This is a genomic window from Pseudomonas sp. E1BtOHC1 (assembly GCF_058744285.1).
This window is the reverse complement of the sequence record NZ_CP196023.1, coordinates 6386123-6411127: the sequence shown is the minus strand read 5'-3', so window position 1 is coordinate 6411127 and position 25005 is coordinate 6386123. Positions and strand designations below refer to the sequence as shown.

At 61.8% G+C, this 25005-nt stretch carries 23 protein-coding genes; 3 read left to right on the top strand and 20 right to left on the bottom strand.

The window, feature by feature from the left end; all coding sequences use genetic code 11:
- Window positions 1-19: 19 nt before the first annotated feature.
- A complete protein-coding gene (locus tag ACSSVC_RS28945) occupies window positions 20-1054 on the top strand; it encodes an alpha/beta fold hydrolase (RefSeq protein WP_492611767.1) in 1035 nt (344 codons plus the stop codon).
- Between the two features lie 50 nt (window positions 1055-1104).
- On the opposite strand, the gene ACSSVC_RS28940 is transcribed toward ACSSVC_RS28945, so the two are convergent.
- From ACSSVC_RS28940 to ACSSVC_RS28915, 6 genes are read right to left on the bottom strand one after another with little or no spacing between them, the layout of a single operon-like run.
- The gene (locus tag ACSSVC_RS28940) at window positions 1105-2502 is read right to left on the bottom strand and encodes a sigma-54-dependent transcriptional regulator (protein WP_404937567.1); all 1398 of its coding nucleotides are present in this window, start codon (window positions 2500-2502) and stop codon (window positions 1105-1107) included.
- The gene (locus ACSSVC_RS28935) at window positions 2492-4264 is read right to left on the bottom strand and encodes a sensor histidine kinase (RefSeq protein WP_446439171.1); all 1773 of its coding nucleotides are present in this window, start codon (window positions 4262-4264) and stop codon (window positions 2492-2494) included. Before ACSSVC_RS28935 ends, ACSSVC_RS28940 begins: the two co-directional genes overlap by 11 nt.
- On the bottom strand, window positions 4261-5388 hold the full coding sequence (locus ACSSVC_RS28930; RefSeq protein WP_346632529.1) for a GNAT family N-acetyltransferase: 1128 nt from the start codon (window positions 5386-5388) through the stop codon (window positions 4261-4263). Before ACSSVC_RS28930 ends, ACSSVC_RS28935 begins: the two co-directional genes overlap by 4 nt.
- Before the next feature lie 14 nt (window positions 5389-5402).
- Complete coding sequence (locus ACSSVC_RS28925; RefSeq protein ID WP_346632528.1) at window positions 5403-6269, bottom strand: alpha/beta hydrolase; 867 nt, start codon at window positions 6267-6269, stop codon at window positions 5403-5405.
- A complete protein-coding gene (locus ACSSVC_RS28920; protein ID WP_346632527.1) occupies window positions 6266-7660 on the bottom strand; it encodes an aspartate aminotransferase family protein in 1395 nt (464 codons plus the stop codon). The genes ACSSVC_RS28925 and ACSSVC_RS28920 overlap by 4 nt, the downstream gene beginning before the upstream one ends.
- A complete protein-coding gene (locus ACSSVC_RS28915; protein ID WP_011063137.1) occupies window positions 7653-8348 on the bottom strand; it encodes an HAD-IB family phosphatase in 696 nt (231 codons plus the stop codon). The genes ACSSVC_RS28920 and ACSSVC_RS28915 overlap by 8 nt, the downstream gene beginning before the upstream one ends.
- A 229-nt stretch (window positions 8349-8577) precedes the next feature.
- Between ACSSVC_RS28915 and ACSSVC_RS28910 the strand changes: the two genes are divergently transcribed.
- Together ACSSVC_RS28910 and ACSSVC_RS28905 are read left to right on the top strand one after the other, a co-directional pair.
- The gene (locus tag ACSSVC_RS28910) at window positions 8578-9348 is read left to right on the top strand and encodes a MipA/OmpV family protein (RefSeq protein WP_346632526.1); all 771 of its coding nucleotides are present in this window, start codon (window positions 8578-8580) and stop codon (window positions 9346-9348) included.
- Between the two features lie 103 nt (window positions 9349-9451).
- Window positions 9452-10318, top strand: a complete 867-nt coding sequence (locus tag ACSSVC_RS28905) for a fatty acid desaturase family protein (RefSeq protein WP_346632525.1) — start codon at window positions 9452-9454, stop codon at window positions 10316-10318.
- A gap of 106 nt (window positions 10319-10424) precedes the next feature.
- Here the strand turns inward: ACSSVC_RS28905 and ACSSVC_RS28900 are convergent, their stop codons facing one another.
- From ACSSVC_RS28900 to ACSSVC_RS28835, 14 genes are all read right to left on the bottom strand, one after another.
- A complete protein-coding gene (locus tag ACSSVC_RS28900; RefSeq protein WP_025129629.1) occupies window positions 10425-10826 on the bottom strand; it encodes a DMT family transporter in 402 nt (133 codons plus the stop codon).
- A 31-nt stretch (window positions 10827-10857) separates the two neighbouring features.
- Window positions 10858-11232: a DMT family transporter gene (locus ACSSVC_RS28895; RefSeq protein WP_115580793.1), complete on the bottom strand. Its 375-nt coding sequence runs from the start codon at window positions 11230-11232 to the stop codon at window positions 10858-10860.
- A complete protein-coding gene (locus tag ACSSVC_RS28890; RefSeq protein WP_346632524.1) occupies window positions 11229-12149 on the bottom strand; it encodes an arginase family protein in 921 nt (306 codons plus the stop codon). The genes ACSSVC_RS28895 and ACSSVC_RS28890 overlap by 4 nt, the downstream gene beginning before the upstream one ends.
- A gap of 186 nt (window positions 12150-12335) precedes the next feature.
- A complete protein-coding gene (locus ACSSVC_RS28885) occupies window positions 12336-12665 on the bottom strand; it encodes a GlpM family protein (RefSeq protein WP_169892259.1) in 330 nt (109 codons plus the stop codon).
- 26 nt (window positions 12666-12691) lie between these two features.
- Window positions 12692-14017, bottom strand: a complete 1326-nt coding sequence (aauR, locus tag ACSSVC_RS28880) for a two-component response regulator AauR (RefSeq protein WP_346632523.1) — start codon at window positions 14015-14017, stop codon at window positions 12692-12694.
- Window positions 14014-15915 (bottom strand): two-component sensor histidine kinase AauS, encoded by a 1902-nt coding sequence (gene aauS / locus ACSSVC_RS28875; protein WP_346632522.1) that lies wholly within the window; start codon window positions 15913-15915, stop codon window positions 14014-14016. Before aauS ends, aauR begins: the two co-directional genes overlap by 4 nt.
- A 133-nt stretch (window positions 15916-16048) precedes the next feature.
- Complete coding sequence (locus tag ACSSVC_RS28870; RefSeq protein WP_016964662.1) at window positions 16049-16783, bottom strand: amino acid ABC transporter ATP-binding protein; 735 nt, start codon at window positions 16781-16783, stop codon at window positions 16049-16051.
- Entirely contained in the window at window positions 16780-17451 is a 672-nt protein-coding gene (locus ACSSVC_RS28865) for an amino acid ABC transporter permease (RefSeq protein ID WP_346632521.1), read from the bottom strand. The genes ACSSVC_RS28870 and ACSSVC_RS28865 overlap by 4 nt, the downstream gene beginning before the upstream one ends.
- Complete coding sequence (locus ACSSVC_RS28860; RefSeq protein ID WP_123726042.1) at window positions 17451-18197, bottom strand: amino acid ABC transporter permease; 747 nt, start codon at window positions 18195-18197, stop codon at window positions 17451-17453. The genes ACSSVC_RS28865 and ACSSVC_RS28860 overlap by 1 nt, the downstream gene beginning before the upstream one ends.
- 192 nt (window positions 18198-18389) lie before the next feature.
- The gene (locus tag ACSSVC_RS28855) at window positions 18390-19304 is read right to left on the bottom strand and encodes a glutamate/aspartate ABC transporter substrate-binding protein (RefSeq protein WP_102860472.1); all 915 of its coding nucleotides are present in this window, start codon (window positions 19302-19304) and stop codon (window positions 18390-18392) included.
- 363 nt (window positions 19305-19667) lie between these two features.
- Complete coding sequence (glpD, locus tag ACSSVC_RS28850) at window positions 19668-21206, bottom strand: glycerol-3-phosphate dehydrogenase (RefSeq protein ID WP_346632520.1); 1539 nt, start codon at window positions 21204-21206, stop codon at window positions 19668-19670.
- A 276-nt stretch (window positions 21207-21482) separates the two neighbouring features.
- On the bottom strand, window positions 21483-22238 hold the full coding sequence (locus tag ACSSVC_RS28845; RefSeq protein ID WP_346632519.1) for a DeoR/GlpR family transcriptional regulator: 756 nt from the start codon (window positions 22236-22238) through the stop codon (window positions 21483-21485).
- A gap of 95 nt (window positions 22239-22333) precedes the next feature.
- Window positions 22334-23839: a glycerol kinase GlpK gene (gene glpK, locus ACSSVC_RS28840; protein WP_346632518.1), complete on the bottom strand. Its 1506-nt coding sequence runs from the start codon at window positions 23837-23839 to the stop codon at window positions 22334-22336.
- A gap of 76 nt (window positions 23840-23915) precedes the next feature.
- Complete coding sequence (locus tag ACSSVC_RS28835; RefSeq protein WP_346632517.1) at window positions 23916-24764, bottom strand: MIP/aquaporin family protein; 849 nt, start codon at window positions 24762-24764, stop codon at window positions 23916-23918.
- Window positions 24765-25005: the final 241 nt, after the last annotated feature.

The following is a 25005-nucleotide window of genomic DNA, read 5'->3' as shown; positions in this document are numbered from 1 at the left end:
CTGCGTTTCGGTGTTTTCCATGCGGGCAAGATTGTTTTCCACTGTCATCCTGCTGGCCGGGCTTTTGCTCGGCCAGTTGTCTTTTGCGGCCGCGCGCTGCGATGTCAACGTACCTACACAACGGGTCGACCTGGCGCAGGTGAGCCTGGCCTACCAAAGCATCGGTCGAAGTTCCGATCCGGCATTGCTGTTGATCATGGGCCTGGGTGGACAATTGATCCACTGGCCGGACGAAGTGGTGGAGGCCCTGTGTCAGCAAGGGTTTCGGGTGATCCGTTATGACAATCGCGACGTGGGCCTGTCCACCTGGCGTCAGGCCCCGGCCAGCGCCAACCTGACCTTCGAAGTGCTGCGTTACAAGCTCGGTCTACCCGTGGCCGCGCCTTATACCCTGAGCGACATGGCCGATGATGCCCTGGGGCTGATGGATGCCCTGCACATCGAGCAGTTCCATGTGCTGGGGGCGAGCATGGGCGGCATGATTGCCCAGCATCTGGCGGCCATGGCGCCACAGCGAATCGAGAGCCTGACACTGATCATGACCAGTTCCGGGGCCGAAGGCCTGCCGGCGCCGAACGAGGCTCTGGTGCAGTTGCTGTCCCGGCGCAATGCGCCGAACCGCGAGGCGGCCCTGGAGCAGCAGGCGGACTTGCTGGCGGCTCTGGGCAGCCCGAAGGTCGCGGATGACCGCCAGGTCCTGCTGCATCAGGCTGCGCTGTCCTATGACCGGGCGTTCAACCCGGAAGGCGTCAAGCGCCAGATCATGGCGATCCTCGCGGAGCCGAGTCGGGTGGCCTTGCTCAAGCAACTGCGGGTGCCGGCGCTGGTGGTGCACGGCACCGCCGATCCGCTGTTGCCGGTGATGCATGGGGTGCATCTGGCGGCGCAGATCCAGGGCAGCCAACTGAAACTGATTCCGGGATTGGCCCATCGTTTTCAGGAAGCCTTCAAGGCGCCGTTGCTGGCGGCGGTGCTGCCGTATCTGCAGACCCACCGTGCCGACACTTCCCATTGGGCGCAGATCGAGCCGGTGGATAGCGCAAATGTGCTGTAAGGCGATGGGCCTGTAGGAGCCGGCTTGCCGGCGAATGAGGCAACACCGTCTCAACGAACGATCTTGTCCACCTGAATGCCCAGCTTTTTCAGGCGGTACCAGAAGCTGCGTTCGGAAATACCGATCATCTGCGCCGCTGCCGCCTGGACGCCGTTGCTTTGGTGGAGGGCCGCGAGGATGTAGGCCCGCTCCACTTCGGCCAGGGCCGCGTCCAGGTCGCTGGGCACTTGCGGGCCGACGCTGAGGGCAACGCTGCCCTCGGCTCCGGTCGGCGGGGTGTCGAACAGATAGCCCGGCAGGTCACTCTCTTCGATGACCGGGGCGCGGGCGACGATGGTGGCCCGCTCCACGCAGTTCTGCAGTTCGCGGATGTTCCCTGGCCAGCTGTAGCAAGCCATGGCCTGCAGGGCTTGTGGGCTGAAGCCGGTGATGCGCTTGCCGGCGGTGGCCCCCAGGCTGTGGGCGAAGTGGCGGGCCAGTGGGGCGATGTCCTCGACCCGCTCGCGCAGCGCCGGCAAGGGAATGGGAAAGACGTTGAGGCGGTAGTACAGATCCTCGCGGAACTCCTTGTTGGCCACGGCTTCCAGCAGGTTCTTGTTGGTCGCGGCGATCACCCGCACATCGACCTTGCGCTCCCGGGGATCGCCCACCGGCTCGATCACGCGCTCCTGCAGGGCGCGGAGGATCTTGGCCTGCAAGGCCAGGGGCATGTCGCCCACTTCATCGAGAAACAGGGTGCCCTTGTCGGCCTGCTGGAAGCGTCCGACCCGGTCCGCCACGGCGCCGGTGAAGGCGCCCTTGCGGTGGCCGAACATCTCGCTTTCCAGCAAGCCTTCGGGAATGGCCGCGCAATTGACGGCGACAAAGGGTTTGTCCGCGCGATTGCCGTGCTTGTGGATGGCCCGGGCGACCATCTCCTTGCCAGTGCCGCTTTCTCCGGTCAGGAGAATGGTGGCGCTGCTCTCGCGTACCGAGTCCACCGCCTGCAGTACCTGGCGAAAGGCCGGGCTGTCGCCCACCAGGCTGTCGAACTGCTGGTGCTCGTCGAGTTCGGCGCGCATGCGCTGGTTGTCTTTGAGGATGTCGCGAAACTGCAGGGCCTTGCTGACGGTGATGTCTAGCTCGTCGATATCGAAGGGCTTGGCAATGTAGTCGTAAGCGCCGTTGCGCATGGACTGCACGGCGTTCTTCACCGTGCTGTAGGCGGTCATCACGATCACCGGCAGGTTCGGGTAGCGCTGCTTGATTTCCCCCAGCAGTTGGGGCCCGTCCATCCCCGGCATGCGCCAGTCGCTGATCACCAGGTCGATGTCTTCCTGCTCCAGCACCTTGAGGGCATGCAGGCCATTGCCCGCCGTGAACACCTGGATGCCGTTCTGGCTCAGGGCCGAGGACAGCAGGTCGCAGAGTTTGGGTTCGTCATCGACCACCAGCAGGTTATGCGTCATCAGTGTCCTCGTCGTCCTCTTCACCGTTGGCCGGAATGTACAGGCTGAAGGTGGCGCCGGCATCTTTTTCGCTGACGCACTCGATGTGGCCGTCATGGCTTTCCATGATCGAATAGACTTTCGCCAGGCCCAGGCCGGTGCCCGAGGCCTTGGTGGTGACGAATGGGGTGAAAATGCGCTCCAGCATGTCCGGCTCGATGCCCTGGCCGGTATCGCTGACGCTGATGATGGTTTCGTCTTCCTGCTGGGCGATGCCCAGGGTCAGGCGGCCGCCTTCGGGCATGGCGTCGATGGCGTTGAGGATCAGGTTCAGGCAGGCCTGCTTGAGCTGCCGGGCATCGGCGTGGATGGTCGCCCCCGGTGCCTGGTCGTCGATCCGCGCGTCGATATTGTGGGTCGCCAGTTCCGGGGTGCAAAAGCCCAGCAGATCCTCCACCAACGGGCGTACCAGCTGTGTGGCGCGGATCGGGGCGCTGGGCTTGGCGAAGTCGAGGAACTCGGTGATCAGGTCGTTGATCCGGCTGACTTCGCTGATCACGTATTCCAGGTGGCGCTTGTCGTTTTCCGGCAGGTTGGCCCGACGGTGCAGCAACTGCGTCGCGGTCTTGATGATGCCCAACGGATTGCGGATCTCGTGGGCCAGGCCCATGGCCACTTCACCCAGTGCGTGCAGGCGGTCGCGACGGCGCAACTGGCCCTCCAGGTGCTGCAGTTCCCCCAGGCGCTCGCTCATGTGGTTGAAGGTGCTGCTCAGCTCCGCCAGTTCGTCGCCACCGATCACCGGCACCCGTTGCCGGTAGTCGCCGGCGATTACCGCCTGGACACCCTTGGACAGGCCACGCAGCGGCCGCGTCAGGCGTTGCGAGACCAGCCAGCCGACGCACAGCGAGGCTGCCGAGCTGAGGAGGAAGATCAGGATGAACAGGTTGCTCTGGTTGACCAGGCCCACCAGGCTGCTGTGGCGCAGCAGACCGCTGAAAATCACCCCCACCAGGTCGCCGCTGTCGTTGAAGATCGGCCGGTACAGGCCACTGTAGCGGCTGGTGAACTGCTCGGTCGGCTGACGGGTGGCGCGCAGGATGTCTTCAATCTTGTGCGGCACTCGGGGCGGGTGGTCCTCGAAGCGCTGGGTGGCGAAGATCTCCGAGAAGTCATCGGCCTTGGCCAGGTACAGGCGCAGGTCCAGCGAATGCACATCGGCCACGCTGGTGAGGAAGCTGGCGTCCAGGTAGGTGGCGATCAACAGCTGATAGTCGACCCCGTCGAGCTGGGTCTGGAAGGTCGAGACCACCGCCCCGGTGGCCACGCCGCCGACCTGGATGGTCTGCAGCACGGCGTTGGAAGCGGTGCTGATCTGCCCCACCACGTCGTCGGCGGCGGTGGTGAACATCACCTTGTGGTCGCTCTTGCGGATCAGTGCCACCACGTCGATGCCCATGGAGTCGGCAATGTCGGCTGTGAGCTTGTCGTGCTTGGCCGCGTTGCGATCGGTGGGGGGACGGGTATAGCGCAGGAACAACTGGGCGATCCGCGCGTTGTCATGGAGGATCTCGGTGATCTCGTCCTCGACGATCTTGGTGGATTCCTGCAGCCAGATGCGCACGTTGCTGTCGAAGATTTCCGACAGGGTGGTGGCTGCCAGTTCCGCGGCAATCATGGTGGGAATCACACTGACCAGCCAGAACGCCAACACCAGCTTGCGCTGCAGGCTCCAGCGGGAGATGGCGAAGGGGCGGGGCGGGCGACGATCTTTTCTGGTCATGTACTTTCGCTTATTGCAGCAGCCATGGCGGGGTCGGAGCGATCCGGGCGGACAAAGCGTTTTATCACCTTGAGCAGGGCATTGAGCAAGGGATTGCGATGTCGGAAAAACAACATGTTACCGGTGAAACGACAACCCAGGCGCAACTTGCTGGCGTAACCGGCCTGACCACACTCGTACAAGGGAATGCGCTGCTGGATACAGTAGTCGACATTGGCCAGCCAACTGCGCGAGTAGAGGTTGTGTTCGCGACTGAGATTGAGGTCGTGGGCAAAGAACTTGTCGATCAGCCGATGCTGGTCGACGAGCACCAGGTTGAATGCCACCAGTTGGTCGTTGACCCAGTACAGGACGCAGGCGGCGCGATCTCCCAGTTGCTCGAGGGTGCCGGTGAAATAGTCCGCCGGCAGGCGTTCGAACTGCAGGTCGCTGCGATTCAGGGTCGCCTCGTACAGGCGCATGATGTCCGGCAGCACGTCGTCGATCCGCTGGCGCCATTCGATGCGCGGTCCTGGGGCGCGCAGCTTGCGCCGCAGGTCCTTGCGGGTGGATTTGCCCAGGGTGCCCAGATACGCATCGATCGAGGCGAAGGGCACCGGGAGTATTGCGCTGGGCAGGCTCGGCATGGCCTGCAGGCCGGCGGCCAGGCAACTGGCGGCCCATTGCGGGTCGTTGCTGGGCGCGTCCTTGACCGCCATCAGGCCGATGCCGAAGCTGTCGGCATCGCGCCGTGCCAGCTGCAGCAATTGTTCCAGCAGGGCCTGCCGGCGCTGGGGTGGAACATGGCTGGCGGTGCCGGCATGGCACTGTTCGGCCACCGGCGAGCCGATGGCGTAAAGGCGCAGTTGCAGGACCCCGGGCCACTGGCGTTCCAGGCGTTCGGTGAAGCGTTTGGCCAGGCCCGAAACCGTGGTGTCGAGCCGATACTGAGTGGTGAAGGCCGGGGCCACCGCGACCAGGGTCGAGCCTTCGTAAAGTGCCAGGTAGCGCCACTGAAAGTCGGCGATGGCGGCTTTTTCCACGGCCAGGTAGTAGTCCCAATCCTCCAGGGCCTCTGGGAAACAGTCATTCCAGGCGCTGCGTTCAATGGCCTGGATGGTGGAATAGGCTTGGGCGGTAATCACGTCTCTTCCTTAAGTCATGCCAGCTGTCGGTAGTCTTCGCGCACCGCAGGTGCAACCACTCGCTGCTGGATGAAGTCCGCGCTCAACTCGATCACCCGCTGGTATTGCAGGTCCACGGTGATCATGTGATAGCAGTTGTCGAGGAGAATCTTGGTCACCGGGCCGCCGAGCTTGCGCTCCACGTAGTCGGCGTTCCAGGGACTGGTGATGTCGTCCTCGCTGGAGTGCAGCACCAGGGCCGGGGTCATGATCGAAGGCATGCGTTTCTTGACCACGGCGTTCATCCGATGCAACTCGCGCACCGTCACGCCCTCCATGGTCAGGAGTCCGGCATTGCTGCTTTCGCCGGCCTTCATCTGTTTCTCGACAATGGCCCGCAGGCGTTCGTTCTTGATGCCGTAGGGCGGTTTTTCCTCGAAGCGGCAGATGTGCACGCCGAAGGGGATCTTCATCAGCAACGGGGTGAGGAACGCCAGCTTGTTGATGCTCCAACCGTCGTACTTGAGGGTTGTGGAATACATCAGCAGGCCGCTGATCTGCCCCGGATGTTCGGACGCCAGGTACATGGACATCACTGCGCCCATGGACAGGCCGCCGACGAACACTTGCTCGTGACGCTGCTGCACGCCGACAAAGGTCTTGCGCACGCCCTCGTACCAGTCCTGCCAGCCGGTGGCCTGCAGGTCGCTGTTGTCCCCGCAGTGCCCGGGCAGGGTCGGTACGTACACCGTGCACGTACCGTCCTTGACCAGGCCCTGGGCCACCCGACGGAGTTCCGTCGGGGTGCCGGTCAGGCCGTGGATCAACAAGACCCCGACCGGACCCGTGCCGAGAACGAAGCCGGCGTCGCCTTCGCCCAGATCGATCTCAGCGGCGCTCATCGCTTCATGGCCCGATCCAGCAGGCGGTCCAGCAGCGCGATGCCCAGGTCGATTTCCGCGTAGCTGATTTCCAGCGACGGGGCCAGGGTGATGACGTTCTTGTAGTAGCCGCCCACATCGAGGATCAGGCCCAGGCGCTGGCCGTCGATTTCGATGTCGCCCTTCATGCCTTCCTCGACCATGAAGTCCAGGGTCGCCTTGTCCGGAGTGAAGCCGTCAGTGGTGCAGATTTCGCAGCGCAGGGCCAGGCCCAGGCCGTCGACGTCGCCGATGATCGGGTAGCGCTTCTGCAGGTCTTGCAGGCCGGCCAGGAAGTATTTGCCCTTTTCCATGACCATCGCGCCGTAGTCGATCTCGCTGGTCATCTTGAACATTTCCAGGCCCACCGCAGTACCCAGCGGGTTGGAGGCGAAGGTGGAGTGAGTCGATCCCGGTGGGAACACGCCCGGGTTGATCAGCTCTTCACGGGCCCAGATACCGCCCAGCGGGTTGAGGCCGTTGGTCAGTGCCTTGCCGAACACGATCACGTCGGGTTTGACGTCGAAGTGCTCGATGGACCACAGCTTGCCGGTGCGGTAGAAGCCCATCTGGATTTCGTCCACCACCATCAGGATGCCGTGCTGGTCCAGCACATGCTTGAGCTCGCTGTAGAAGTTCATGGGCGGGATCACGTAGCCACCGGTGCCCTGGATCGGCTCGACGTAGAAGGCCGCGTATTCGCTTTGGCCGACTTTCGGGTCCCAGACGCCGTTGTATTCAGTCTCGAACAGGCGGGCGAACTGCTGCACGCAGTGGCTGCCGTATTCTTCCTTGGTCATGCCCTTGGGGCCGCGGAAGTGGTACGGGAACGGAATGAACTGCGCGCGCTCGCCGAAGTGGCCGTAGCGGCGACGGTAGCGGTAGCTGGAGGTGATCGACGAAGCGCCCAGGGTGCGACCGTGGTAGCCGCCTTCGAAGGCGAACATCAGGCTCTTGCCGTTGGTGGCGTTACGCACCACTTTCAGCGAGTCTTCCACCGACTGCGAACCGCCGACGTTGAAGTGCACGCGACCGTCGAGGCCGAACTTCTTCTTGGCGTCCACGGCAATCATTTCCGACAGTTCGATCTTGCCTTTGTGCAGGTACTGGCTGGCAATCTGCGGCAGGGTATCGATCTGTTGCTTGAGGGCATTGTTCAGGCGCGGGTTGGCGTAGCCGAAGTTCACCGCCGAGTACCACATCTGCAGGTCGAGGTAGGCCTGGTCGCTGGTGTCCCAGACGTAGGAACCTTCGCAGCGGCTGAAGATACGAGGGGGTTCGATGTAGTGAACGGTATCGCCGTAGGAGCAGTACTTGGCTTCTTTTTCCAGAAGGATCTGGTCTTCTGGGGTAGCGATGCGGATATCAGACATGGTGGAAGAGTTCCTGGGTTTCAAGGGAGAAATTGGTCGCGTTGGCCGCGTTGTTCGGCAGTTTTGCCAACAGCGCCGGCAGTTCGGCGAAGGAGTCGAACCGAGCGTGAGGAATCTTGTTGCGTTCGCAGTAGTCGGCCAGGCGATCCTTGGCGAAGACGAAGTCGGCGGTGGAGGCCACGCACATGTCCGACTGGCCATCACCGATCACCAGCACGCGTTTGCCCCGTGGGGTGGATTTGCACTTGCAGTTGCCGGAGGCGGCGCGGCAGGCGTCGCTGGCGTAGGGAAAGTCGATGCGCCAGCTGTTGTGGTCGACCTGGCGCAGGCGGTTGGCGAGGATCGGCAGCAGGGTCACGTAGTTGCGTGCCAGGATGCGGGCGATGCCTTGCTCGATGCCGTCACTGACCACTTCAATGGAAGCGCCCAGGCCGATCACGTGATCGACGAAGTCGGGGAAGTCCGGGTCGATTTCGACACTGTCGAAGTAGCCCAGCAGTTCGGCGGGCGAAGCCTTGACCAGGGCCAGTTGGCGGCTGAGGCATTCTCGGGAGCCGATGTGACCGTCCAGCCATTCCTGCTCTATGCCTTCCCAGCTCGGGTCGGCGAAGCGTTGGAGAACGTTATCGATCACGTCGGCGCGGGAGATGGTCCCGTCGAAGTCACATACGATATGCCAGTGCATCATCTGCTGTTACCTGTTGAATAAGAGCGCTGTTTGCGCTTGCGGCAGGGGTACAGCAGGGACTGTGCCAAGTTGCAAAAACCCAGCAGGGCTGGGGCTCTGGCGAGGGTGGCGGGAGATTTGTAGGGTTCTTGCTACAATTTTTGTAGGTTGCTACAAACAACATCAGTGCTTGCGCCCGAGGGGCGCTCTGATGATTGATGCGCGCATGTTCAGACAAGGAAACTCATTCATGCCCCGGCTTTCTTCCCCCGCTTTACTCGCCGGCTTGCTGTCGCTGACCGTTGCCTGTGGTGCCTTTGCCGATTCCGACATCACTGGCGAACTGGGCCTGGGCGTCGGCTATCAACCCCATGACCCCACGGGCAGCAGCTATGACACCGTGCCGTTGCCATACCTGGACCTGGACTGGGGCGACGTCAGCCTGAGTACCGACGACGGCCTGACCTGGGATGCGTTCAAGGGCAATGGTTTCAGCGCCGGCCCCTATATCAACTACCTGCAGGGACGTAACGCCGACGGCGACCTGCGCGGCTTGCGGGACGTGCGCGACATGGCCGATGTCGGGGCTTTCGTGCAATACGCCCCTGACGACTTCTGGCGGGTGTTCGCCGCCGTGGGCCAGGCCGTCGGCGGTGCCGGTGGCCAGGGCGGCATGCTGGGCAAGGTCGGAGGCGAGATCGGCTACCCCTTGGGCATGGGCATCATCGGCAGCAATAACCTGACCCTGCACTTTGCCGACGCCCGTCAGAGTCAGACCTTCTATGGCGTCAACGCCAAGGAAGCCCTGGCTTCGGGTATCGATCGCTACAGTGCCGGCGGCGGCCTGCAGAACTTCAGCCTGAGCCAGAACATCCAGGTGCCACTGGGCAACAACTGGTCGCTGGTGGCCAGCGCCAGTTGGATCCGCCTGGTCAACTCCGCGGCGGACAGCTCCATCGTTCGCCAGCGGGGCGAGGTCAACCAGGGCCAGGTGCAGACCGCCATCAGCTACAAGTTCTGAGGCACACTGCCGCAGGCCGCAACCCGGCCTGCGGCGCTTCCAGGGAAAACTGGTCTGGCCTTTGCAATGACGGCCATGTACTCAATTTCTCAGGAAGTTTTTCATGGCTCGACCTGCCTACCGTCTACTGGCCTATTCCCTTTGGGACCTGATTCCGATTGTCATGGCCGTGGCGCATTTCGCCTTCGTCCTGTGGCTGGTGCTGGATTTCCACGCCCTGTCCTGGTGGTTCATCGCCCCGGCAGCCCTGCTGTATTCAGTCAGCCTGTCGTGGAGCATCAACAGCATTTCCCACAACCAGATCCACAACGCCTATTTCACCCCCGGGTGGATGAACCGTGCCTTCGATCTGCTGCTGTCGGTGACCATAGGTTTCTCCCAGACCCTGTACCGCGACATTCACAACCGTCATCACCGGGGCAACTCCGATCTGCCAGACGCCCACGGCAAGACCGTGGACCCGCTATCGATCTACCTGCATGGCAAGAATGGCCAGCCGGACAATCCCTGGGCCTACACTTTTTTGAGCTTTTTTCGCGACGATCCCAAGGAGATCTATCAGGAAATGCAGCGCAAACGGCCTGACGATGCACGTTGGGTAAAAGTGGAGATCGGCGTCACAGTGGCGTTCTACCTGGCCCTGGCCCTGTATGACTGGCATGCGGTGCTGGTACTGCTGCCGTTCTGGTACCTGGGGCAGTCGCTGTCGTCGCTCAATGGCTACTACGAGCATCTGGGGGGCAATCCGGACCTGCCGATTGCCTGGGGCGTGAGTTCCTATAGCCCGCTGTACAACCTGATCTGGATGAACAACGGTTATCACGCCGAGCACCATTACCGGCCGAAAATGCATTGGACCAAGGTCAAGGCCTTCCACCGCGAGATCCGCGAACAGCAGCGGGCGGCGGGGGTGAAAGTGATATCCGTATCCCACGGCCTGGGATTCCTGGTTGCCCACCGCAAGGCCTAAACCCCGTGGCTGTAGGAGCTGGCTTGCCAGCGAAGGGGCCGGCAAGATCGCCTTCGCCGGCTAGCTGGCTCCTACACAACATCCCTTCGCTTTAGCAAAGAGGCCCTCAGGCCTCTTCTCCCTCCGCCAAGAGGGCAATCCCGCCAATGATCACCAAGACCCCGACCCAGTGCAGCAGGCTGATCTGTTCGCCCAGGCCCAGCCAGGAGCCCAGCAGCACCACGACAAAGACCAGGGAACTCAAGGGGAAGGCCAGGGACAGGCTGCTACGACGCAATATCAGCATCCACACGAAAAATGCGCCGATATAGCAGGCAATTGCCAGCAAAACGCCAGGATTGACCGCTACCGCCGCCAGCCATTGCAGGTTGAAATCCATCTGCCCCAATTGGTCGCCGCCGACCTTGGTGGCGATCTGGCCGGCGCTCTCGAAGCCGATCAGCAGGGCCCAGAGCACGATGGTGCCCAGACGCTCGTGCAGCCAGCCGTGGGAGGTGTTCGAACTCATGAAACGTTTCCTTCTATTCGTTGAATAAGGCTCAGGTACTGGCCACGCAAACCAGCATCACCCCGGCGGTGATCACCAGCGTACCCATCCAGCGCCGCCGGCTGACGGTCTCGCCCAGCACCACCTTGCCCGCCAGTACCACGCCGCAATAGGCCAGGGCCGCAGCCGGAAACAGCAGGCTCAGAGGGGCCCGGGACAGGGCTTCGAGCCAGACGAAAAACTCGATCACATAGGCCCCGATACCGCACCACAGCAGAGGGGCATTGAACACCTGGCCCCAGAAGGCATTCAGGCGAAAGCCGCCTTCCAGCTCCGGCAGGCGGTCCAGACCGAGCTTGAAACAAAGCTGGCCGATGACGTCCAGGACAATGGAAAAGGCGACTAACAGAACAACGGTCAAGGTCACGGGAACAGCTCCTCGAACAGCGAGATCAGGGCTTCATTGGTTACTGAGTTGCGCAGCAGGTCGTCCTGGCTCCAGCGTTCGGCCGGAGGTTGATCGGACTTGGCTTCCCAGCGCTTGAAGGCATTGCTGAAGGCCGGCTTGGCGAACTCGCCGCAGACATCGATGCCCAGGACCCGCTTGCGCGCCGCCAGCTCGCGCAGCGCCTGCAGCAAGTGGGTCAGGCGCATGCCGCCCTGGTCCCAGTTGGTGGCGGCGTCCTCGCTGGCCAGCACGTCCTTGTCGATGGTGATCCATATCGCCTCGGTGGGCAGGCTATCAATCATCTGGGTCAGGAAGGCTTGCCAGTCCAGGTCCGCCAGGTTGCGCCAGTGCAGGTGGTTTTCCTGTTGCTGGTGCCCGGCACCGTCACCGACCCGGCCCCAGACCTTGGACGGCGCATGTTGCCAGGGAAACAGCTGCAGCTTGCCGTGCTTCAGGGCGCCGAGGTTGCCGCCCCGCAGTTGCGGGTTGTGCAGGTCTTCACTGCAGGGGCCCAGGGTGACGATGCGCTGGATATTCGGCAGCTTCAGTGCCCGGTTGACCCAGGAACCGCAGTGTCGGCGGGGGGCGAAGCGTACCCAGTCCGGGTGATTGTCGAAGTGGATCAGGCTGACCGGCTCGGGCAGATCGCTGAGAAAGGCCGGGGTCAGGTGGTGATAGTCGCCGGAGCCGACAAAGAAGATTTCCGGTTGCGGGCCGCTGTGCCGGGGGCGTTGGCCCAGGCGCTCGCGGAAATGACGGTAGGTGCGTTCGGTGGACCAGAGTCGCAGCTTGGGGCCCAGGTCCAGCAGGTCCAGGCGTCGCGCCTGGCCGCTTTTCAGGCGCCGCACTATGGGCTCCTGGGCGGTCAGGCTGTGGTCGAGATCTAAGATGTTCAAGGTGTTCTTTACCCATGGCAGCGCCCTCCATAAAACTGCGTGATCAGGCTGAAACGCAGGCTGGGCGGGCTTTACAGGGTAAATGCAAGGGTCGGGCCAGCCCCGCTCCCGCAGGCGCCGGCTTGCCGGCGAAGAAGACGTCGGCCGGTTCGCGAGCAAGCTCGCTCCTACGGGAGTGGAGGGGACTCAGGCGTGGAGGCGCACCCAGACGCTGACCAGGATCGTCGCGGCTATCAGCCAAGCCACGGCAGCCACTGCCAGGGACGCTTCCAGGCGCAGGCGGTCGACCATCACATAGAGTGTCGCCAGGTAGACGAAGTAGGGAATGATCGACCACATGCCGAACAGGATGGTGGTCTTCAGGTCATCGAGGGAACGGCCCTTGCCGACGATGTAGTGGGCAATCAGGGCAAAGGTCGGGAACAGCGGCACCAGGCCGGCGATGTAGTAGTTCCGGGTCTTGGCCAGGGCCGCCAGAATCACCACCACCGCCGCGCCCAGGGCGGCCTTCAACAATAGATCCATAACGGGTGCGCCTCGGGTCAGTGGCTCAGGCCGTACTTCTTGACCTTGTCGAACAGCGTGGTCTTGGCCATGCCCAGTTCCTGGCTGGCCTGGGTCAGGTTGCCGCCGCTGCGCTGCAAGGCATCGTTCAACAGGTTGCGTTCAAAGGCTTCCACCGCTTCGGCGAAACCCAGGCCCTGGGCACTGCTGCTGCCGGACTTCTTGAACGCCGGCAGGCCGAGGGCAAAGCGTTCGGCGACGTTGCGCAGCTCGCGCACGTTGCCCGGCCAGTCGTGGCTCATGAGGGTCGACAGGGTCTGGTTGTCCAGCTCTGGTACGGCGCGGTCGAAACGCAGGGACGACTGCTGCAGGAAGTGCTCGAACAGTTGCAGGATGTCCTCGCGGCGCTCGCGCAGGGGCGGGAGTTCCAGGGTCACTACGTTGAGGCGGTAATACAGGTCGCTGCGAAATTCCTTGGCCCGGCTCAGTTCGTCCAGGTCCGATTTGGTGGCCGCGATCACCCGGCAATCCACGGCCACGCTCTGGTTCGAACCGAGGCGCTCCAGGGTCCGCTCCTGCAGTACTCGCAGCAGTTTGATCTGCAGATTGATCGGCATGCTTTCTACTTCATCGAGGAACAGCGTGCCCTGGTGGGCGTGCTCGATCTTGCCGATACGACGTTTGCCGGCCCCGGTGAAGGCGTTGGCCTCATGGCCGAAGATTTCGCTTTCGAACAGATTTTCCGGCAGGCCGCCGCAGTTCAGGGCGACGAACTGTTGCTGGTGGCGGCGGCTGAAGTCGTGCAGGCAACGGGCAACCAGTTCCTTGCCGGTACCGGTTTCGCCCTCGATCAGCACGTTGGCCGAAGTGTCGGCGACATTGGCGATCAACTCCCGCAGATTTTGCATGGCCGGCGAGCGGCCGATGATCCGCCCTTCCAGGGAGCTGCGTTCGGCCAACTGGCGGCGCAGGGAAGTCACTTCCCGGGCCAGTCCCCGTTGTTCCAGGGCGCGGCGGGCCACGTCCACCAGACGTTCGGGAGAGAAGGGTTTCTCCATGAAGTCGTAGGCGCCTTTCTGCATCGCCCCCACGGCCATGGAAATATCACCGTGACCGGTGATCAGCACCACCGGCAGGCTGCGATCCCGGGCCTTGAGTTGGGTCAGCAGTTCCAGGCCATCGATGCCCGGCAGGCGGATATCACTGACCACGATGCCGGGAAAGTTCTCCCCGACCTGGGCCAGGGCTTCTTCGGCGCTGCCCACGCCAATGCAGGGAATGTCTTCCAGGGCCAGGGCCTGTTGGCAACCCAGCAGGACATGGGGGTCGTCTTCGACGATCAGCACGGTCAGCTCGTTGTTCATATCGGCTCGGCTTGATTGGGGCTTGCCAGGGGCAAGCTGAGGACAAAGGCGGTGCCGCCGCTTGCCGGATGTTCCACCCCCAGGTTGCCGCCGGTGGCGGCGGCGAGGCTGGCGGACAGGGTCAGGCCCAGGCCCAGGCCCTGTTCGCCGGGTTTGGTGGTGAAGAAGGGTTCGAACAGATGCTTGCGCGCTTCGGCATCAATGCCGTGGCCGTTGTCGCGTACCCGCAGACGATACTTGCCGTCGCCGGGCTCGCCTTCCAGCCACAGTTCCGGCGCCGGTTGTGCCTGCATGGCGTCCAGGGCGTTGCCGATCAGGTTGACCAGAATCTGTTCCAGGCGGGTCTGGTCGATCTGCAGGGTCTGCTCGGTGAAGGCCCGGTGCAATAGCAGGGGCAAGGGTTCGATGCGTGCGTTGAGGAGTTGCAGGGCGGCGTCCACGGCCTTGTCGAGGCTGGCCTGGCCCTGGTCGTCGCCGCGGCGGGCGAAAGAGCGCAGGCTGGCGGTGATGCGGCCCATGCGATCAATCAATTCGTTGATGGTCTTGAGGTTGGCGCTGGCAGTGTCCAGGGCGCCGCGCTCAAGGAAACGCACGGTGTTGCCGGAGAGGGTACGCAACGCTGCCAGGGGCTGGTTGAGTTCGTGGGCGATGCTGGTGGACATCTGGCCGATGGCCGCCAGCTTGCCGGCCTGGACCAGTTCGTCCTGGGCTCGGCGCAGGGTTTCTTCGGCCTGGCGGCGTTCGCGGATCTGCCCCTTGAGACGCTCGTTGCTGGCCCGCAGGTCGGCGGTGCGTTCGGTGATCCGTCGTTCCAGCTGGCTGTTGGCTTCCTGCAGGGCTTCTCGGGCGGCCAGGCGGGTGGCGATGACCTTGCGCCGTTCATTCCAGGCGATCAGCAGGAAGGCCACCAAGGCAAAGGCCACGGCCACCAGGATGCCTTGGTTGATGGCTTCCCGGCGCAGGTCCTGCAGGGGCGTAAGCAGGGTGAAGTTCCACGGGGTGTCGCTCAGCGGCCGGGTCTGGGACAGGTAGCTGATGGCCTTGTCGTCGGACACCAGTTCGGTGTTGGCGGGAAAAGTCAGCTTCTCCACACCTTCGGCCAGGCGTTCTCGGGCCAGGGGTTCCAGTTCGTTGAGGGGGAACCAGTAGTACTGCAGGCTGCGGGCCAGGCGTTCCTTGGTGTCGTCGCTCAGGGGACGAACCGACTTCAGGCGCCGCGCCGGGTCGCTGGAGAGGATGATGATGCCGTTCTCGTCACTGACGAAGGCTTCCAGGCGGGCCCGCTGCCAGCGTTCCTCCAGGGCCTCCAGGCGCACTTTGACGACCGCCACGCCGATGATCTTGCCTTGTTCTTCCAGGCCGTGGGCCAGGTAGTAGCCGGGCTCGCCGTTGGTGCTGCCGATGCCGTAGAAACGTCCGGGCTGGCCACGTACGGCGTTCTGGTAGTAGGCGCGGAAGGACAGGTCTTCACCCAGGTAGCTGTCGACATCGCGCCAGTTGCTGGTGGCCAGTACCCGGCCGGTGGTGTCCATGACATAGATGGCCCGGCTGCGGCTGCGGCGATTAAGGCCTTCGAGGTATTGGTTGACGGTTTGCCGGTGCTCCGGCGAGGGATCGGCCAGCAGTCTGGAGACACTGGATTCCAGCTCCAAGAGGCTGGGCAGATAGGTGTATTTGCTGATCTCGCTTTCTACGGCGCGGGCGTGCAGTTCCAGCTGGCGTTCGCCATTTTCACTGAGGCTGCGAATGCCGTTGTGCTCGCTGATCCAGAAGCCGACGTAGCCCAGGCCGATCATCAGCAAGATGACCAGGGGCGGTAGAAACAGGTGACGGATCAGACGGGGTTTCACGGCGAGTGATGGCGGCGCGGCGCGATAGAGAGTGGGGTCGCATTTCATCACAGATGCCTTGGGTCAACCACTGCGCAGTGTCTGTAGGAGCCGGCTTGCCGGCGATAAGGGCGGCGCTGACGATAGGGGAGTCAGATGCCGTCCCATCGCAGGCACGCCGGCGCCTACAGGAACGCGGGTTTTAGTGCTGCAGGATCTTCTCGAGGAAGTGCTGGGCACGTTCGGAGCGGGCGCTGATATCGCCGAAGAACTCTTCTTTCTGGCAGTCTTCGATGATCTGGCCCTTGTCCATGAAGATCACCCGGTTCGCCACTTTGCGGGCAAAGCCCATTTCGTGGGTCACGCACATCATGGTCATGCCTTCCTGGGCCAGTTGCACCATCACGTCCAGCACCTCGTTGACCATTTCCGGGTCCAGGGCCGAAGTGGGTTCGTCAAACAGCATGACGATCGGGTCCATGGCCAGGGCGCGGGCAATGGCCACACGCTGTTGCTGGCCGCCGGAAAGCTGGCCCGGGTGCTTGTGGGCATGGGCGGCGAGGCCGACGCGATCCAGCAGTTGCAGGCCTTTCTTGGTGGCCTCTTCCTTGCTGCGGCCCAGGACCTTGATCTGCGCGATGGTCAGGTTTTCGGTGATGGTCAGGTGCGGGAACAGCTCGAAATGCTGGAACACCATGCCCACGCGAGAACGCAGTTTCGGCAGGTTGGTCTTCGGGTCGGCGATGGAGGTGCCATCGACCACGATGTCGCCTTTCTGGAAGGGTTCCAGGGCGTTGACGCATTTGATCAGGGTGGACTTGCCCGAGCCGGACGGCCCGCAGACCACCACCACTTCACCTTTCTTGACCTCGGTGCTGCAATCAGTCAGCACCTGGAAGTCCCCATACCACTTGTTGATGTTCTTGATAGAGATCATACGGCGAACCTTTTTTGCAGACGCTTGACCAGCAGCGAGGCGGCAAAGCTGATTGTGAAATACACCAGACCGGCAACGATCAGGAATTCATTGGAGCGGCCGATGATGTCGCCGCTGGAGCGCGAGGCGTTGAGGAAGTCCACCAGGCCCACGGTGTACACCAGGGAGGTGTCCTGGAACAGGATGATGCTCTGCTGCAGCAGCAGCGGGGTCATCTTGCGGAACGCCTGGGGCAGGATGATCAGGCGCATGGTCTGGCCGTAGCTCATGCCCAGTGCCTGGGCAGCGCCCATCTGGCCCTTGGGAATGGACTGCACGCCGGCACGGACGATTTCGCAGAAGTACGCCGCTTCGAACATCATGAAGGCCACGATGCAGGAGGTGAACGCACCGATCGGGGTGTCTTCGCCGGTGATCCAGCGCAGCACGAACGGCACCGCCAGGTAGAACCAGGTGATCACCAGCAGCAGCGGAATCGAGCGGAAGTAGTTGACGTAGGCACCGGCCAGGTTCGACAGCAGCTTGTTGTGGGACAAGCGCATCAGTGCCAGCAAGGTACCGAGGACGATCCCGCCGACCACGCCCATGACCATCAGCTTGAGGGTCATCAGCATGCCGTTCCACAGGCCGGGAATGGCCGGGATGATGCCCGAGAAGTCGAATTCCATTATTTACCTCCCACGGAGATCAGGCCGGGGACCGATACTTTTTTCTCTACCAGGCGCATCAGCAGCATCAGGCTCATGTTCAAGGTGAAGTAGATCAGGGTAGCCAGGGTGAAGGCTTCGAACAGGTTGGCCGAGAACTCGGCGGTCTGTTTGGTCTGGGCCAGCAGTTCCATCAAGCCGATCAGGGACGCCACGGAGGAGTTCTTGAAGACGTTGAGAAACTCTGAGGTGAGCGGCGGAATGATGATCCGGTAGGCCTGGGGCAGCAGCACGTTCCAGTAGATCTGCGGCAGCGAGAAGCCCATGGCACGAGCGGCGGATTCCTGGCCGCGTGGCAGCGCCTGGATGCCGGTACGAACCTGTTCGCAAACCCGCGCGGCGGTGAACAGGCCCAGGCACACGACAACGCTCAGGTAGGCCGAGGTGGTCGGGTTGAGGTCTTGCTTGTACCACTCCTGGAGGTTGGCCGGCAGCAGGTCCGGTACCAGGAAGTACCAGATGAACAGCTGCACCAGCAGCGGCACGTTACGGAAGATCTCCACGTAGACCGTGGCGATGCCCGACACCAGACGGTTCGGCACGGTGCGCATGACACCCAGGATCGAACCCAGCAGCAGCGCGATGATCCAGGCCACCACGGCGATGGCGATGGTCCAGCCCAAACCGGTGATGAACCAGTCGAGATAGGTCTCGCTGCCCACGCCGGTGGACTTGAAGAACACGCCCCAGTCCCAGTTGTAATTCATTAGGGTTACCCCTCAGATCGTTCGATGTACAAGCACCCGCCTGGGGACGTCCGTTCCCGCCTGATCATGACGATCAGGCACACACGATCGGCTCGACAACCACCGGTTCGAGTGTTTCCAAAAAAATGCCAGCAGGTAGTGACAGACTCCTGAAAGGGCAGGGCCCCTTCAGGAGATAAGGTTAGTCAGGAATCAGGACTTTTTGTCGTCAGCCGCTTTGTCGGTCGGGTTGGCGATCAGGGCCTTGAGCTCGTCGCTCATCGGGAACATCAGGTTCAGGCCTTTTGGTGGGATCGGCGATTGGAACCACTTGTCGTAGATCTTGTTGATTTCGCCCGATTTGTAGGTGGCGACGATGGCGTCATCCACGGCTTTCTTGAACGGGGCATCGCCCTTGCGCACCATGCAGCCATAGATTTCGTAGGACTGAGGAGTACCGGTCACGGCCCAGTCGGCAGGTTTCTTGGCCTTGGCCATTTCACCGGCCAGTAGCGCGTCGTCCATCATGAACGCAACGGCGCGGCCCGATTCCAGCATCTGGAACGACTCACCGTGGTCCTTGGCGGAAATCACGTTCATGCCCATCTGCTTGTCGGCGTTCATCGCCTTGAGGATGCGCTCGGAAGTGGTGCCGGCGGTGGTCACTACGTTCTTGCCTTTGAGGTCAGCGAAATCCTTGTAGGTCGAGTCCTTTTTGGACAGCAGACGGGTACCGATTTCGAAGATGCCGACGGAGAAGTCGACCTGTTGCTGACGTTCGACGTTGTTGGTGGTGGAACCACACTCGACGTCTACGGTGCCGTTCTGCACCAGTGGGATACGGGTCTGGGAGGTGACCAGGTTGTACTTGACCTTGAGGTCAGGCATGTCGAGGTCTTTCTTGATCGCTTCGACGATTTTCAGCTGGATGTCGTGGGAGTAGCCCACTGGCACGCCGGAAGCGTCAGCGATGTAGGAAAACGGGATGGAAGCGTCGCGATGTCCGAGGGTGATGGTGCCGGACTCTTTGATTTTCTTCAGTGTGCCGGTGAGCTCGGCAGCGAAAACTGGAGTGCTAATCAGAGCGGCAGCGATAGCTGCGCCCAACAGATGGGGAACGATGCGCATCAATATTTCCTCGACATTTGTTTTTTTTATGAAGCCAGTTCGACGGCTCTTTTATACAGCGAATGCCTTGACGGCTCCTGTTGTGTTGGCACGACAGGCATTCGTCGCACAGTGTAGAGCATGAGTCGTGCCAGACCCATTGATCATGGTCAAGGCCTTGATTTCAAAGGGTATTAAATATTTATTGCGAAGTTTTTTGCAGCAGATTATCCGGTTATCCGAATCCTCTTCGGGGTTGCGTTCGGAAAACCGAATGCGCGTCCGACACCTGTAGGAGCCGGCTTGCCGGCGAAACGTTCAATGCGTCGCCCATAAAAAAGCCCCTGAACCTTAGGGTGCAGGGGCTTTGTCTATCCGAGCTACTCAGGCTGCCTTGATCTTGCCGCGGTTGTGCTCGACCTTCTGTAAGTAGTCTTCCAGCTGTTGCTGTTGCGCCGCCGTGGTGAACAGGCCGAGCTTGCTCCGGCGCCAGAGGATGTCCTGGGCCTTCAGTGCCCATTCCTCTGCACACAGGTAATCCACTTCACGGGTATAGAGTCCGCCACCCAGGTGTTCGCCCAGGTCGCTGAGGCTGTGTACGCCCTCCAGCAGGCGCCAGGTGCGGCTGCCGTAGGTGGTGGCCCAGCGGCGCGCGATCTGGCTGGGCACCCAGTCGAACTTCTTGCGGATGGCTTCTGCCAGGGCCTGTGGCGTGCTCATGTTCTCGCCGCCGGGCAGGGTGGCTGTGGCGGTCCAGCTGGGCTTGGCCTGTCTGAAGTAGGGCGCCAGTTGCGCCATGGCTGATTCCGCCAGCTTGCGATAGGTGGTCAGCTTGCCGCCGAACACGGACAGCAGCGGAGCCTCGTCACCCGTGGCGGACAGGGCCAGGGTGTAGTCGCGAGTCACCGCCGAAGGGTTATCGGATTCGTCGTTGCACAGCGGGCGAACCCCGGAATAGCTGTGCTGGATGTCGCTGCGGCTCAGTTGCTTCTTGAAGTGCGCATTGACCACTTGCAGCAGGTAATCGGTTTCTGCTTCGGTAATCGCCACCTTGGCCGGATCGCCGGTGTATTCCCGGTCGGTAGTGCCGATCAGAGTGAACTGGTCGAGGTAGGGGATGGTGAAGACGATGCGCTGGTCTTCGTTCTGCAGAATGTGCGCGTGTTCGCCTTCGTACAGCTTGGGCACTATCAGATGGCTGCCCTGGATCAGGCGGATGCCGTAAGGCGATTCCAGCTTCAGATCATCCTTGATGAATTTGGCGACCCAGGGTCCTGCAGCGTTTACCAGGGCTTTGGCGGTGATGGAGAACAGGCTGCCGTCGGCACGCTCCAGATCCAGTTGCCACAGGCCCTTGCTGCGCCGGGCGCTGACGCAACGGGTCTGGGTATGTACGTGGGCGCCGTGCTCGCGGGCGGCCATGGCATTGAGTACCACCAGGCGCGCATCGTCGACCCAGCAATCGGAGTATTCGAAGCCTTTGGTGATCTCGGCCTTCAGGGCGCTGTCAGCGCCGAACTTCAGGCTGCGAGAGCCTGCGAGCTTTTCCCGCTTGCCCAGGTGGTCATACAGGAACAGGCCGGCGCGAATCATCCAGGCCGGGCGCAGGTGCGGCCGATGTGGCAGGACAAAACGCATGGGCTTGACGATGTGCGGGGCCTTGGCGAGCAGCACTTCACGTTCGGCCAGGGCTTCGCGCACCAGACGGAACTCGTAATGTTCGAGGTAGCGCAGGCCGCCGTGGATCAGCTTGCTGCTGGCCGAGGAGGTATGGCTGGCCAGATCGTCTTTTTCGCAAAGGAACACGGACAAGCCGCGACCTGCCGCATCCGCGGCAATTCCAACACCATTGATCCCACCGCCGATGACGGCGATATCGTAAACCTCGGAAAGAGGGCGCGCGGGCAAGGTAGAAGTGGGCATCGACAGGCCTCGTGTTGCTTGGATATTTGAATTCGAACATTAATGTTCATTTTCGAAAATACTAGCGCATAAAGATGAACGCATCCAGCGCGCCTCGATTGAAAAAACTGATCGAAGCAGGGCTAAAGGAAAGTTTTCGAACATTATCGAGGATTAACTGTAGCCGCTGATGTTGCTTTGGGCTGTAGGGTGGGGATCGGCCGCGGCGATTTCGAAAGCGATGAGGCGTCGAGGCTCGTCGTTCGAGTGCGGCCGGATCCGCAGGGTAGGGGGGGGTCAGACCACTTCGAGACGGATCTTGTGTTGGTTGAGCAGTTGGCTCAGGGCCGGTACCGGTTGCTGGTCGGTGACCAGGCAGTCGATCAGGCTGATGGGGCCGAGGCGGATCATGGCGTTGCGCCCGAACTTGCTGGAGTCGGCGGCGAGGATCACTTGTCGGGCGTTGGCGATGATCGCCTGGGATACCCGCACTTCCTGATAGTCGAAGTCCAGCAGGCTGCCGTCCTCGTCGATGCCACTGATGCCCACCAGGGCGAAATCCACCTTGAACTGGTTGATGAAGTCGACACTGGCCTGGCCGACCACGCCGCCGTCACGGCGGACATTGCCACCAGTGAGCAGCACATCGAAATCATCCTTGGCGCTGAGCATTGAGGCCACGTGCAGGTTATTGGTGATGATCTTCAGATGGTTGTGGTTGAGCAGGGCGCGGGCGATGGATTCGGTGGTGGTACCGATGTTGATGAACAGCGAGGCGTGATCGGGGATCTGCGCGGCAACGGCTTCGCCGATGCGTTGCTTTTCGTCGCGCATCTGGTCGGCGCGCATGGCGTAGGCGGTGTTTTCTACGCTGGAATCATAGGCCGCGCCGCCGTGATAGCGGCGCAGCAAATTGGCTTCCGCCAGCTGATTGATATCGCGGCGGATGGTTTGCGGAGTAACAACGAACAGCTGGGCCAATTCCTCGATGCTGACGTAACCGCGTTCGCGGACCAGATCGAGGATTTGTTGCTGACGGGGAGGCAGATTCATGGGGCTTCCTTTGGGCTGCCGTGCAAAATTTGCCCATGATGCCGCAGGAATCCCCTCCCGACCAGTTACAAGCAGTTACCAATCCACGGCTTGGCTTATTTGACCTCGTCGTGGGGTTCCCAGTCGCGGGTGCGGCTTACCGCTTTCTTCCAGCCTGCGTACAAGCCTTCTTTTTCCGCTTCCGCCAGCTGTGGTTCGAACTCGCGCTCGATCACGGCCTTGCCCCGCAGTTCCTCCAGGCTGCCCCAGAAACCGCAGGCCAGGCCTGCCAGGTAGGCCGCGCCCAGGGCTGTGGTTTCGCGCATTTGCGGGCGTTCAACCTGAGTACCGAGAATGTCCGCCTGGAATTGCATGAGGAAGTTGTTGGCTACCGCGCCGCCGTCCACCCGCAGGGCTTTCAGGCGTTCGCCGGAATCCTGCTGCATGGCGTCGAGCACGTCGCGGGTCTGATAGGCAATGGATTCCAGGGCGGCACGGATGATGTGGTCCACGCGTACGCCGCGGGTCAGGCCAAACAGTGCGCCACGGGCATAGGGGTCCCAGTAGGGAGCGCCCAGGCCGGTGAAGGCTGGTACCAGGTACACACCGTTGCTGTCCTTGACCTTGCCGGCGAAGTATTCGGTGTCATGGGCGTCGTTGATGATTTTCAGTTCATCACGCAACCACTGCACAGTGGAGCCGCCGTTGAATACTGCGCCTTCCAGGGCATAGGCCACTTCGCCGCGGGGGCCGCAGGCGATGGTGGTGAGCATGCCGTGCTGGGATTTCACCGCCTTGTCGCCGGTGTTCATCAGCAGGAAGCAACCCGTGCCGTAGGTGTTCTTGGCTTGGCCCGGCTCGACGCACATCTGGCCAAACAGCGCGGCTTGTTGGTCGCCGGCAATACCGCCGATGGCGATGCCACTCTTGGTGCGGCCATAGATTTCCGACGAAGACTTCACTTCCGGGAGCATTTCCCGCGGGATGTCCAGCACCTCCAGCATCTTCGCGTCCCACTCCAGGGTGTGGATGTTGAAGAGCATGGTGCGCGAGGCGTTGGTGTAGTCGGTGACGTGGGTCTTGCCGCCGGTGAATTTCCAGATCAGCCAGCTGTCGATGGTGCCGAACAGCAGTTCGCCGCTACGGGCGCGCTCGCGGCTGCCTTCGACGTTGTCGAGGATCCACTTGAGCTTGGTGCCGGAGAAGTAGGGGTCGGTAACCAGGCCGGTGGTGTCGCGGATGTAGTCTTCCAGGCCGTCGCGCTTGAGCTGCTGGCAGATCTCGGTGCTGCGGCGGCACTGCCAGACAATGGCGTTGTAGATCGGGCGGCCGGTGGTCTTGTCCCAGACCACGGTGGTTTCACGCTGGTTGGTGATGCCGATAGCGGCCACTTGGTCGTGATGCAGGCCGGCCTGCGCCAGGGCTTCCACCATCACCGCACTCTGGGTGGCGAAGATTTCCATTGGGTCATGTTCGACCCAGCCGGCCTGTGGGTAATGCTGGGCGAATTCACGCTGGGCAGTGCAGACCACGTTGGCATCGCGGTCGAAAATGATCGCCCGGGAGCTGGTCGTACCCTGATCAAGGGCAATGATGTAGTTCTTATTCTGAATGTCGGTCATGTCGATTGCCTTGGACGAAATAAGGGGTTGGAAACAGGCGCGTGATCGATTTGGGCAGGATCACGCGCCGCGAGATTCAAGAAACTTTGACTTTGCCCTCTACGGCCGGTTCGGCCTCGGAGGCGGCGACAGCGCTGGGCAGATGCCGGGCAATCAGCCCGCGATAGGCCGCAGCACCGAGGCAGGCACCGAGGATCGGGGCAAAGATCGGTACCAGGAAATACGGAATGTCACGGCCACCGGTGAAGGAGATTTCACCCCAGCCAGTCACGAACGTCATCAGTTTAGGACCGAAGTCCCGTGCCGGGTTCATGGCGAAGCCGGTCAGCGGGCCCATTGCGCTGCCGATCACGGCAATCAGCAGGCCGATCAGCAGTGGCGCCATCGGGCCGCGAGGCAAGCCGTTGTTGTCATCGGTCAGGGACATGATCACCCCCATGAGAATCGCGGTGATCACCACTTCCACCAGGAACGCCTGGGCAGTGGACAGCGCCGGGTTGGGGAAGGTGGAGAACACCGAAGCCAGTTCCAGGCTGGCCTGGGAGCCACGGATCATTTGGTGGGATTGTTCGAAATCGAAGAATAGATTGCTGTACAGCGTGTAAACCAACAGCGCCGCGCAGAAGGCGCCGGCAACCTGGGCCAGGATATAGAACGGCAGTTTGCGTTTTTCAAAGTCGGCGAACAGGCACAGAGCGATGCTCACGGCTGGATTCAGGTGCGCGCCGGAGACCCCGGCGGTCAGGTAGATCGCCATGCTCACGCCGATCCCCCAGATGATGCTGATTTCCCACAGACCGAAGCTGGCGCCCGCGACCTTGAGCGCGGCGACACAACCGGTGCCGAAGAAGATCAATAGTGCAGTACCCAGGAACTCGGCCATGCATTGGCCCGATAGCGACGGTTGTTGCAGAGCAGTTGTCATTGTGAACCTCGATTTTTGTTGTTGTCTGGCGCTGCTGCAAAAGGCATGGAGCGCGACTTCCAACGAAGACGGAATCCCCATTCCGGCCTCGTCTTGCTACTGGGTGCAACCTTGGATCTACCGCAGGATATTCAGAAACGAAAAAATATAGACAAGAAACACCGCTGTCAAAGGTCGAAAGTGAACGAGCGGTCATTTTATAGATATCAATCAAATGAATGATCCTGGGTCGCAGTCTCGG

Bases quoted from the DNA above. Each gene is read 5' to 3' on its own strand.
- ACSSVC_RS28945 (WP_492611767.1), top strand. From the start codon at position 20: ATGCGGGCAAGATTGTTTTCCACTGTCATCCTGCTGGCCGGGCTTTTG.
- ACSSVC_RS28940 (WP_404937567.1), bottom strand. From the start codon at position 2,502: ATGACGCATAACCTGCTGGTGGTCGATGACGAACCCAAACTCTGCGAC.
- ACSSVC_RS28935 (WP_446439171.1), bottom strand. From the start codon at position 4,264: ATGACCAGAAAAGATCGTCGCCCGCCCCGCCCCTTCGCCATCTCCCGC.
- ACSSVC_RS28925 (WP_346632528.1), bottom strand. From the start codon at position 6,269: ATGAGCGCCGCTGAGATCGATCTGGGCGAAGGCGACGCCGGCTTCGTT.
- ACSSVC_RS28920 (WP_346632527.1), bottom strand. From the start codon at position 7,660: ATGTCTGATATCCGCATCGCTACCCCAGAAGACCAGATCCTTCTGGAA.
- ACSSVC_RS28915 (WP_011063137.1), bottom strand. From the start codon at position 8,348: ATGATGCACTGGCATATCGTATGTGACTTCGACGGGACCATCTCCCGC.
- ACSSVC_RS28910 (WP_346632526.1), top strand. From the start codon at position 8,578: ATGCCCCGGCTTTCTTCCCCCGCTTTACTCGCCGGCTTGCTGTCGCTG.
- ACSSVC_RS28905 (WP_346632525.1), top strand. From the start codon at position 9,452: ATGGCTCGACCTGCCTACCGTCTACTGGCCTATTCCCTTTGGGACCTG.
- ACSSVC_RS28900 (WP_025129629.1), bottom strand. From the start codon at position 10,826: ATGAGTTCGAACACCTCCCACGGCTGGCTGCACGAGCGTCTGGGCACC.
- aauR (WP_346632523.1), bottom strand. From the start codon at position 14,017: ATGAACAACGAGCTGACCGTGCTGATCGTCGAAGACGACCCCCATGTC.
- aauS (WP_346632522.1), bottom strand. From the start codon at position 15,915: ATGAAATGCGACCCCACTCTCTATCGCGCCGCGCCGCCATCACTCGCC.
- ACSSVC_RS28870 (WP_016964662.1), bottom strand. From the start codon at position 16,783: ATGATCTCTATCAAGAACATCAACAAGTGGTATGGGGACTTCCAGGTG.
- ACSSVC_RS28865 (WP_346632521.1), bottom strand. From the start codon at position 17,451: ATGGAATTCGACTTCTCGGGCATCATCCCGGCCATTCCCGGCCTGTGG.
- ACSSVC_RS28860 (WP_123726042.1), bottom strand. From the start codon at position 18,197: ATGAATTACAACTGGGACTGGGGCGTGTTCTTCAAGTCCACCGGCGTG.
- ACSSVC_RS28855 (WP_102860472.1), bottom strand. From the start codon at position 19,304: ATGCGCATCGTTCCCCATCTGTTGGGCGCAGCTATCGCTGCCGCTCTG.
- glpD (WP_346632520.1), bottom strand. From the start codon at position 21,206: ATGCCCACTTCTACCTTGCCCGCGCGCCCTCTTTCCGAGGTTTACGAT.
- ACSSVC_RS28845 (WP_346632519.1), bottom strand. From the start codon at position 22,238: ATGAATCTGCCTCCCCGTCAGCAACAAATCCTCGATCTGGTCCGCGAA.
- glpK (WP_346632518.1), bottom strand. From the start codon at position 23,839: ATGACCGACATTCAGAATAAGAACTACATCATTGCCCTTGATCAGGGT.
- ACSSVC_RS28835 (WP_346632517.1), bottom strand. From the start codon at position 24,764: ATGACAACTGCTCTGCAACAACCGTCGCTATCGGGCCAATGCATGGCC.